The sequence below is a fragment of the uncultured Shimia sp. genome, assembly GCF_947493595.1.
GTDB lineage: Bacteria > Pseudomonadota > Alphaproteobacteria > Rhodobacterales > Rhodobacteraceae > Shimia.
The window spans coordinates 515,461-525,043 of the sequence record NZ_CANLRL010000003.1; the positions used below are offsets into that span (position 1 = coordinate 515,461).

General features: G+C 55.7%; 6 protein-coding genes and 1 pseudogene. 6 read left to right on the forward strand and 1 reads right to left on the reverse strand.

Features of this window, described 5'->3' with window-relative positions:
* Positions 1-48 precede the first annotated feature (48 nt).
* Positions 49-4,296, forward strand: a complete 4,248-nt coding sequence (gene rpoC / locus Q0955_RS11395) for a DNA-directed RNA polymerase subunit beta' (protein WP_299424346.1) — start codon at positions 49-51, stop codon at positions 4,294-4,296.
* 160 nt (positions 4,297-4,456) lie between these two features.
* The gene (locus tag Q0955_RS11400) at positions 4,457-5,338 is read left to right on the forward strand and encodes a DMT family transporter (protein ID WP_299424370.1); all 882 of its coding nucleotides are present in this window, start codon (positions 4,457-4,459) and stop codon (positions 5,336-5,338) included.
* Here the strand turns inward: Q0955_RS11400 and Q0955_RS11405 are convergent.
* Positions 5,314-6,111 carry a putative rhamnosyl transferase gene (locus Q0955_RS11405; RefSeq protein ID WP_299424371.1) on the reverse strand — a complete coding sequence of 266 codons (798 nt, stop codon included), beginning with the start codon at positions 6,109-6,111 and terminating at the stop codon, positions 5,314-5,316. The genes Q0955_RS11400 and Q0955_RS11405 overlap by 25 nt on opposite strands.
* A gap of 344 nt (positions 6,112-6,455) precedes the next feature.
* On the opposite strand from Q0955_RS11405, the gene rpsL reads away from it, so the two are divergent.
* From rpsL to Q0955_RS11425, 4 genes and pseudogenes are all read left to right on the forward strand, one after another.
* On the forward strand, positions 6,456-6,827 hold the full coding sequence (gene rpsL, locus Q0955_RS11410; protein ID WP_054000841.1) for a 30S ribosomal protein S12: 372 nt from the start codon (positions 6,456-6,458) through the stop codon (positions 6,825-6,827).
* A gap of 15 nt (positions 6,828-6,842) precedes the next feature.
* Positions 6,843-7,313 (forward strand): 30S ribosomal protein S7, encoded by a 471-nt coding sequence (gene rpsG, locus Q0955_RS11415; RefSeq protein WP_299424348.1) that lies wholly within the window; start codon positions 6,843-6,845, stop codon positions 7,311-7,313.
* 21 nt (positions 7,314-7,334) lie between these two features.
* Entirely contained in the window at positions 7,335-9,452 is a 2,118-nt protein-coding gene (fusA, locus tag Q0955_RS11420) for an elongation factor G (RefSeq protein WP_299424349.1), read from the forward strand.
* 54 nt (positions 9,453-9,506) lie between these two features.
* Positions 9,507-9,583, forward strand: a pseudogene (locus Q0955_RS11425) (elongation factor Tu); the annotation flags it as partial.

Consider the following 9,583-nt stretch of genomic DNA (forward strand, 5'->3'; position numbering starts at 1 on the left):
AGCCCTCATCCCCACCACTCTCCTCCCAACCAAATTTGAGGTATCAAAATGAACCAGGAACTGACGAACAACCCGTTTAACCCACTGGCACCGCAGAAGACTTTCGATGAGATCAAAGTCTCGTTGGCGTCGCCTGAGCGGATCCTGTCGTGGTCCTACGGCGAGATCAAAAAGCCAGAAACCATCAACTACCGTACGTTCAAGCCTGAGCGTGACGGCCTGTTCTGCGCGCGTATCTTTGGCCCGATCAAAGACTACGAATGTCTCTGCGGCAAATATAAGCGCATGAAATATCGCGGCGTTGTCTGCGAAAAATGTGGTGTTGAAGTTACCCTTCAGAAAGTGCGCCGCGAGCGCATGGGCCACATCGAGCTGGCCGCGCCAGTTGCACACATCTGGTTCCTGAAATCGCTGCCAAGCCGCATCGGCCTGATGCTGGACATGACACTGCGTGATCTGGAACGTGTGCTGTACTTTGAAAACTACGTTGTCATCGAGCCGGGTCTGACCGACCTGCAGTACGGCCAGATGATGACCGAAGAAGAGTACATGGATGCGCAAGACGCATACGGCATGGACGCTTTCACCGCCAACATCGGTGCGGAAGCGATCCGTGAGATGCTGTCGATGATCGATCTGGAATCTGAAGCTGACCAGCTGCGCGCCGATCTGGCCGAAGCCACTGGTGAGCTGAAGCCAAAGAAGATCATCAAGCGTCTGAAAGTGGTTGAGAGCTTCATCGAGTCCGGCAACCGCCCGGAATGGATGATCCTGACCGTGATCCCAGTGATCCCACCAGAGCTGCGCCCACTGGTGCCGCTGGATGGTGGCCGCTTTGCGACGTCTGACCTCAACGATCTGTATCGTCGTGTGATCAACCGGAACAACCGTCTGAAGCGTCTGATTGAACTGCGCGCTCCTGATATCATCGTGCGCAACGAAAAGCGGATGCTGCAGGAATCTGTGGATGCGCTGTTTGACAACGGCCGTCGTGGCCGCGTGATCACCGGCGCCAACAAGCGTCCGTTGAAATCGCTCAGCGACATGCTGAAAGGTAAGCAGGGTCGTTTCCGTCAAAACCTTTTGGGTAAGCGCGTCGACTTCTCTGGCCGTTCGGTGATTGTGACCGGTCCGGAACTGAAACTGCATCAGTGTGGTCTTCCCAAGAAGATGGCGCTCGAGCTGTTCAAGCCGTTCATCTACTCCCGTCTGGAAGCCAAAGGTCTGTCCTCCACTGTGAAGCAGGCCAAGAAACTGGTGGAAAAAGAGCGTCCCGAAGTGTGGGATATCTTGGACGAAGTGATCCGCGAACACCCTGTCATGCTGAACCGTGCGCCTACGCTGCACCGTTTGGGCATTCAGGCGTTTGAGCCGGTTCTGATCGAAGGTAAAGCCATCCAGCTGCACCCGCTTGTATGTTCTGCGTTTAACGCGGACTTCGACGGTGACCAAATGGCTGTGCACGTGCCTCTGAGCCTCGAAGCTCAGCTGGAAGCACGTGTTCTGATGATGTCCACCAACAACGTTCTGTCCCCGGCAAACGGTGCGCCAATCATCGTTCCGTCGCAGGATATGATCTTGGGCCTGTACTACACCACCATCATGCGTGAAGGCATGAAGGGTGAAGGTATGGTGTTCTCCTCGATCGAGGAAGTTCAGTACGCACTGGACAGTGGCGCTGTGCACCTGCACACAAAAATCACCGCCCGTATTCCTCAGTTTGACGAAAACGGTCTGGAAGTCTTTGAGCGGTTTGAAACCACACCAGGTCGTGTGCGTTTGGGCGCGCTGTTGCCAAAGAACGCCAAGGCGCCGTTTGAGCTGGTGAATAAGCTGCTGCGGAAAAAAGACGTGCAGAACGTGATTGACACCGTCTATCGCTACTGTGGTCAGAAAGAGTCCGTGATCTTCTGTGACCAGATCATGACCATGGGCTTCCGCGAAGCGTTCAAGGCGGGCATCTCGTTTGGTAAAGACGACATGGTGATCCCGGACAACAAGTGGACCATCGTCGACGGCACCCGTGATCAGGTGAAAGACTTTGAACAGCAGTACATGGACGGCCTGATCACTCAGGGCGAAAAGTACAACAAAGTTGTTGATGCCTGGTCCAAGTGTAACGACAAAGTCACCGATGCGATGATGGGCACGATCTCCTCCTCGCAGCGTGACGAAGACGGCTCTGAAGCGGAACCAAACTCGGTCTACATGATGGCGCACTCCGGTGCGCGTGGCTCGGTTACGCAGATGAAACAGCTGGGCGGTATGCGCGGCCTGATGGCCAAGCCAAACGGCGACATCATCGAGACACCAATTATCTCGAACTTTAAAGAAGGTCTGACCGTTCTGGAGTACTTCAACTCCACTCACGGTGCCCGTAAGGGTCTGTCAGATACCGCTTTGAAAACAGCGAACTCCGGTTACCTGACTCGTCGTCTGGTGGACGTGGCGCAGGACTGCATCGTGCGTGCGCATGACTGTGGCACAGATGCGGCGATCACCGCTGAGGCGGCTGTCAACGACGGTGAGGTTGTGGCTTCTCTGGCAGAACGTGTGCTGGGCCGTGTTGCGGCTGAGGACGTGATGAAGCCAGGCACAGACGAAGTTCTGGTGGCCCATGGTCAGCTGATCGATGAACGCATGGCGGACACGATTGACGAAGCTGGCGTGGCAACCATGCGCATCCGCAGCCCGTTGACCTGTGACGCGGAAGAGGGTGTCTGCGCCATGTGCTATGGTCGTGACCTTGCACGCGGCACCATGGTGAACACTGGCGAAGCTGTCGGTATCATCGCGGCACAGTCGATTGGTGAACCCGGTACACAGCTGACAATGCGGACCTTCCACATCGGTGGTGTTGCGCAGGGTGGTCAACAGTCGTTCCTGGAAGCAAGCCAGGAAGGTAAGATCGTCTTTGAGAACGCCAACACTCTGGAAAACGCCAATGGCGAGATCCTGGTGATGGGCCGCAACATGAAGCTGATCATTCAAGGCGAAGACGGCGAAGAGCGTGCCAGCCACAAGGTTGGTTACGGTTCCAAGCTGTTTGTCAAAGAGGGCCAAGCGGTCAACTTTGGTGACAAGCTGTTTGAATGGGATCCGTACACACTGCCAATTCTGGCGGAAAAAGACGGTAAGGCGAAGTTTGTTGATCTGACCGTGGGTATCTCCATCCGCGACGAGACCGATGACGCGACCGGCATGACCCAGAAAATCGTCACCGACTGGCGTTCTGCGCCAAAAGGCAACGAGCTGAAACCAGAAGTGATCCTGGTGGATGCAGATGGTGAGCCTGTGCGAAACGACGCTGGCAACCCGGTACACTACCCAATGTCTGTGGACGCGGTTCTGTCGATCGAAGATCAGCAGGACGTGAAAGCTGGTGACGTTGTTGCGCGTATCCCGCGTGAAGGCGCCAAGACCAAAGACATTACCGGTGGTCTGCCACGTGTGGCCGAACTGTTCGAAGCGCGTCGTCCAAAAGATCACGCGATCATCGCTGAAATCGATGGTTACGTGCGCTTTGGCCGCGACTACAAGAACAAGCGTCGCATCGCGATCGAGCCGTCTGATGAGTCCATGGAAACCGTGGAATACATGGTGCCAAAGGGCAAACACATCCCGGTGCAGGAAGGCGACTTCGTGCAGAAGGGTGACTACATCATGGACGGTAACCCGGCACCGCACGACATCCTTGCTATTATGGGTGTTGAAGCGCTGGCGGATTACATGATCGACGAAGTGCAGGACGTGTATCGCCTGCAGGGTGTGAAGATCAACGACAAGCACATCGAAGTGATTGTGCGCCAGATGTTGCAGAAGTGGGAAATCCAGGATTCTGGTGAAACCACGCTGCTCAAAGGCGAACACGTTGAGAAGATTGAGTTTGACACGGCTAATGAAAAGGCGCTGGCCGAAGGCCGTCGCCCTGCCAAAGGCGAACCAATCCTGCTCGGCATCACCAAAGCGTCGCTTCAGACCCGGTCCTTCATCTCCGCGGCGTCGTTCCAGGAGACCACCCGTGTTCTTACCGAAGCCTCCGTGCAGGGTAAGAAAGACAAATTGGTTGGCCTCAAAGAGAACGTTATCGTCGGCCGCCTGATCCCGGCTGGTACCGGTGGTGCGACACAGAAAGTACGTCGCATTGCGTCTGAGCGGGACAACGTGGTTGTGGAAGCCCGTCGTGAGGAGGCGGAAGCCGCCGCACGTCTGGCCGCGCCGGTCGAAGATGTGACTGCAGAGGATGTGTTTGACAGCGGTCTGGTGGAAACACCGGAAAGCCGTGAGTTCGACTAAACTGCGATCTCTGATATGAATTGAAGAGGCCCCCGGCAATGCGCCGGGGGCCTTTTTGCTTTTCGCGGAGATTGATGTGAACGAAACGGGGATTGGCAAAGCCATTCCTCGCGCCTAGGGTCGCTCGGTTGCATACGGGAAAGGGCGGCAAATGGCGGCGATGTCAGACAACACCAAAGGCGCAGTTCTGATGATGTGCTCGATGGCGGCGTTCACGTTTAACGATACGCTGGTGAAGGCGTTGGGCACAGATGTGCCGCTGTTTCAGATGTTGTTTCTGCGAGGGCTGTTGGCTTCCGGTCTGATTTGGTTGTTGGCCAAATCGCTGGGCAAGCTGCGTTGGACCTTGTCACGGTTTGATTGGGGATTGGTGACCGTTCGCACCGTGGCGGAGATTGGCGCGGCCTATTTCTTTATCACCGCGCTTTATCACATGCCTTTGGCCAATGTGACTGCGATCCTGCAAATCCTGCCGCTGACCGTAACCCTGGGCGGCGCTCTGTTTTTCGGGGAGGCCGTGGGCTGGCGACGCGCGTCTGCAATTGCCGCAGGGTTCTGTGGCATGTTGTTGATTGTGCGGCCGGGGCCGGACGGTTTTGACCAATATGCGATCTACGCCATGGTGGCGGTGGCTTTTGTCACGCTGCGAGATCTGTCAACGCGCAAGATGTCTGCCAACGTGCCGTCTTTGACCGTGACACTGGTGGCATCGCTGGGCGTTATGGTGTTTTCCGGAGTGGCCAGTTTGGGCGGCGAGTGGGTCAGCCTTGATGGCCGACAATGGGCGCTTCTCAGTGGTGCTGCTCTGTTTATCCTGGGCGGATATCTGTTTTCCGTGCTGGTGATGCGCGTGGGCGAAGTCAGCTTTATCGCGCCATTCCGCTACAGCGGATTGCTTTGGGCTCTGGTTCTTGGCTTTGTTGTGTTTGGTGACTGGCCCGACCCAATCACATTGACGGGTGCAGCGATTGTGGTCGGGGCAGGGGTGTTCACCTTGCTTCGCGGGCGCAAGCTGTCTCAGGAAAACGTCGCGCGCACCTGATCCACGTCGATGGCAAAGCGGGCCTTGAACTCGGCTTCCTGCTCCACAGTGAGGGGCTCTACGGGCACCGGCTTGACCTTCTTCTGGCGACTGTCGTTGTAGCCATTGTGGGTGCGCACCCACATCGGCGTGTCGGTGAAAGACACGGTGGGCATGAATTGGTTCATGATGCCGTGACGGAAGTTCATGATTGTAAGAGGACAGCCCCCGCGCACATACATGCCAAGAGACGCGACATAGAGATTGCGCACCGTGTCTGTGGCGGCGATGCCTTCACCACTCATCTCGGCAATGATACCCCGGTTCCAATCAAACGCCACGGAGCGATTTTCGAGCAAGCCAGGGACCGCGTTCACCGCCTCACGGAAACATTCGAAGAAATCGACGGAAATCGCATCATCGTCGTCGTGCCGGAACTGCAAACACGGCGCTTTGGGGTCTTTGCGGGCGCCGTTGATCAGCTCTTTCATCAAAGGGCGGTGTGGCTTGGGTTCATGCGCAACAATGGAAATCTGGGGAATGTCGGCAGTGATATCATGCAGCCGATCCACGTGGTGTTTAGGTAGGGTGTCGCCAATCACAATGATCATCTCAAAGTTTTGGTCGGTCTGCTCGCGCAAACAGGGCAGGGCGACGGTCTCCATCAGCTGAAAGCGCTCCTCCAGCCGGTCTTCGGCGTAGAGAAAGGCAATCCGGTCTTCGATGGTCTCATGTTCCACTTGAAATCCACCCAAAGCCGGGTAGGAAAAGCGGCACAGGCCAATCATCTGCATGTCCCTGCTGTCGATCATGGTTTTGCCTTTCTTGTTTTGAGGCGCACATTGGCAGGGCCGCGCCGCCAGCGCAACAGGGCGGCTGTTGACAAGCACCGCGACTCCCCATATACGCGCGCCTATCCGGCAATGGGACAAGTGTATCCTGAGCCGTTTCACACCTGTAGTGGTCAAGTTCCGGTCTACTTTGAAGACCGCAACCGCTGAGACCTCACCGCGTCGTTTGCCTCGGAATGGAAACGATTGCGGTTTTTGCGCTTGTGTTCGCACAAGGCGTGAAAAATCAGATAACCGCGTTGGGCGTCAGCCCGGCGTATAAATGGAAGCAATAGGAAAGAGACCCTATGCCAACGATTCAGCAGCTGATCCGCAAACCGCGTCAGCCTAAAATCAAGCGCTCCAAGTCGCAGCACCTGGAGCAGTGCCCTCAGAAGCGCGGCGTATGCACACGTGTATACACCACCACGCCGAAGAAACCGAACTCCGCTATGCGTAAAGTTGCGAAGGTGCGCCTGACCAACGGTTACGAAGTGATCTCCTACATCCCGGGTGAAAGCCACAACCTTCAGGAACACTCCGTGGTTCTGATCCGTGGCGGTCGTGTAAAAGACCTTCCGGGTGTCCGTTACCACATCCTGCGTGGTGTTTTGGATACCCAAGGCGTCAAAGACCGTAAGCAACGTCGTTCGAAGTACGGCGCGAAGCGTCCTAAGTAAGAAGGAGAGGCTGATATGTCACGTCGTCACGCCGCTGAAAAACGCGAAATTCTGCCCGACGCCAAATTTGGCGATCTGGTGCTGAGCAAGTTCATGAACAACTTGATGATCGACGGTAAGAAGTCGGTCGCAGAAAAGATTGTCTACAACGCCCTCGACCGCGTTGAAGACAAAGTAAAGCGCGCCCCTGTGGAAGTGTTCCACGAAGCGCTGGACAACATCAAACCATCGGTTGAGGTTCGCTCCCGCCGTGTGGGTGGTGCCACCTACCAGGTACCGGTTGAAGTGCGTCCAGAGCGTCGTGAAGCATTGGCCATCCGCTGGCTGATCACCGCGTCGCGCAACCGCAACGAGAACACCATGGAAGAGCGCCTCGCAGGTGAACTTCTGGATGCTGTGAACTCTCGCGGTACCGCCGTTAAAAAGCGGGAAGACACGCACAAGATGGCCGAAGCTAACAAAGCCTTCAGCCACTATCGTTGGTAAATTCCAGAGGACATTAGACCAATGGCACGCGAATATACGCTTGAGCACTACCGTAACTTCGGGATCATGGCGCACATCGATGCAGGTAAAACCACCTGTTCCGAGCGCATTCTGTATTACACCGGCAAATCCCACAACATCGGTGAGGTGCACGATGGTGCAGCCACCATGGACTGGATGGAGCAGGAACAGGAACGTGGTATCACCATTACCTCTGCTGCGACGACCACCTTCTGGGAGCGCACCGAGGATGGCAAATCTGCCGATTCCGCAAAGCACCGTCTGAACATCATCGACACCCCAGGCCACGTTGACTTCACCATTGAAGTTGAGCGTTCCCTGGCGGTTCTCGATGGTGCTGTCTGTGTTCTGGACGCCAACGCTGGTGTTGAACCTCAGACCGAAACCGTGTGGCGTCAGGCTGACCGCTACAAGGTTCCACGTATGGTTTTTGTCAACAAGATGGACAAAATCGGCGCGGACTTCTTCAACTGTGTTCACATGATTGAAGACCGTACCGGTGCAACCGCTGTTCCAATCGCTTTCCCAATTGGCGCCGAAACTGAGCTGGAAGGCTTGGTTGACCTGGTGACCATGGAAGAGTGGCTGTGGCAGGGTGAAGACCTCGGCGCATCCTGGGTGAAAGCTCCTATCCGTGACAGCTTGAAAGAGCTGGCTGACGAATGGCGCGGCAAGATGGTTGAAGCGGCTGTCGAACAAGACGACGACGCCATGGAAGCTTACCTGGAAGGCGAAGAGCCTGACGTCCCAACTCTGCGCAAACTGCTGCGCAAAGGTACTCTGGAAATGGCATTTGTGCCGGTTCTGGGCGGCTCCGCGTTCAAAAACAAAGGTGTTCAGCCTCTGCTCAACGCTGTAATCGACTACCTGCCGAGCCCGCTCGACGTTGTAGATTACATGGGCTTTGAACCAGGTGACGAAACCGAAGAGCGTAACATTGCCCGTCGTGCAGACGACGACATGGCGTTCTCCGGCCTGGCGTTCAAAATCATGAACGACCCGTTTGTTGGCTCCCTGACCTTTACCCGGATCTATTCCGGTGTGCTGAGCAAGGGCGACACGCTCTTGAACTCCACAAAAGGTCGTAAAGAGCGCATCGGTCGTATGATGATGATGCACTCCAACAACCGTGAGGAAATCACCGAAGCGTTTGCAGGTGACATCATCGCGCTGGCAGGTCTGAAAGACACAACCACTGGTGACACGCTCTGCGCCACCAACGACCCGGTTGTTCTGGAAACAATGACCTTCCCGGATCCGGTGATCGAGATTGCTGTTGAGCCTAAGACCAAAGCTGACCAAGAGAAAATGTCTCAGGGTCTGCAGCGTCTGGCAGCCGAAGACCCATCCTTCCGCGTGGAAACTGACCTAGAATCCGGTCAGACCATCATGAAGGGTATGGGCGAACTGCACTTGGACATCCTCGTGGATCGTCTGAAGCGTGAGTTCAAGGTTGAGGCCAACATCGGTGCGCCACAGGTGGCTTACCGTGAGACCATCTCCAAAGGCATCGAGCACACCTACACCCACAAGAAACAGTCTGGTGGTTCCGGTCAGTACGCTGAAGTCAAAATGGAAATCATGCCGACTGAAGCTGGCGAAGGCTACTCCTTCGAAAGCCGCATCGTTGGTGGTGCTGTTCCGAAGGAATACATCCCGGGTGTTGAAAAGGGTATCAAGTCGGTCATGGACTCCGGTCCTCTGGCAGGCTTCCCTGTGATCGACTTCAAGGTTGCTCTGATCGACGGTAAGTTCCACGACGTGGACTCCAGTGTTCTGGCCTTTGAAATCGCAGCTCGTATGGCAATGCGTGAAGGCATGAAACTGGCCGGCGCGAAATTGCTTGAGCCAATCATGAAAGTGGAAGTGATTACTCCGGAAGAATACACCGGTGGCATCATTGGTGACCTTACCTCCCGTCGTGGGCAGGTGTCTGGTCAGGAACCACGTGGTAACGCTGTAGCAATCGACGCATTTGTGCCTCTGGCCAACATGTTCGGCTACATCAACAACCTGCGCTCCATGTCTTCGGGCCGCGCGCAGTTCTCCATGCAGTTCGACCACTACGATCCGGTTCCGCAGAACATCTCCGACGAGATCCAAGCGAAATACGCATAACAAAATTTGGGAAGCGGGCTGCCCGCTTCCCACCTCAACATTAAGGAGGCCATCATGGCTAAGGAAAAGTTTGAGCGCAGTAAACCGCACTGCAACATCGGCACCATTGGTCACGTTGACCACGGTAAAAC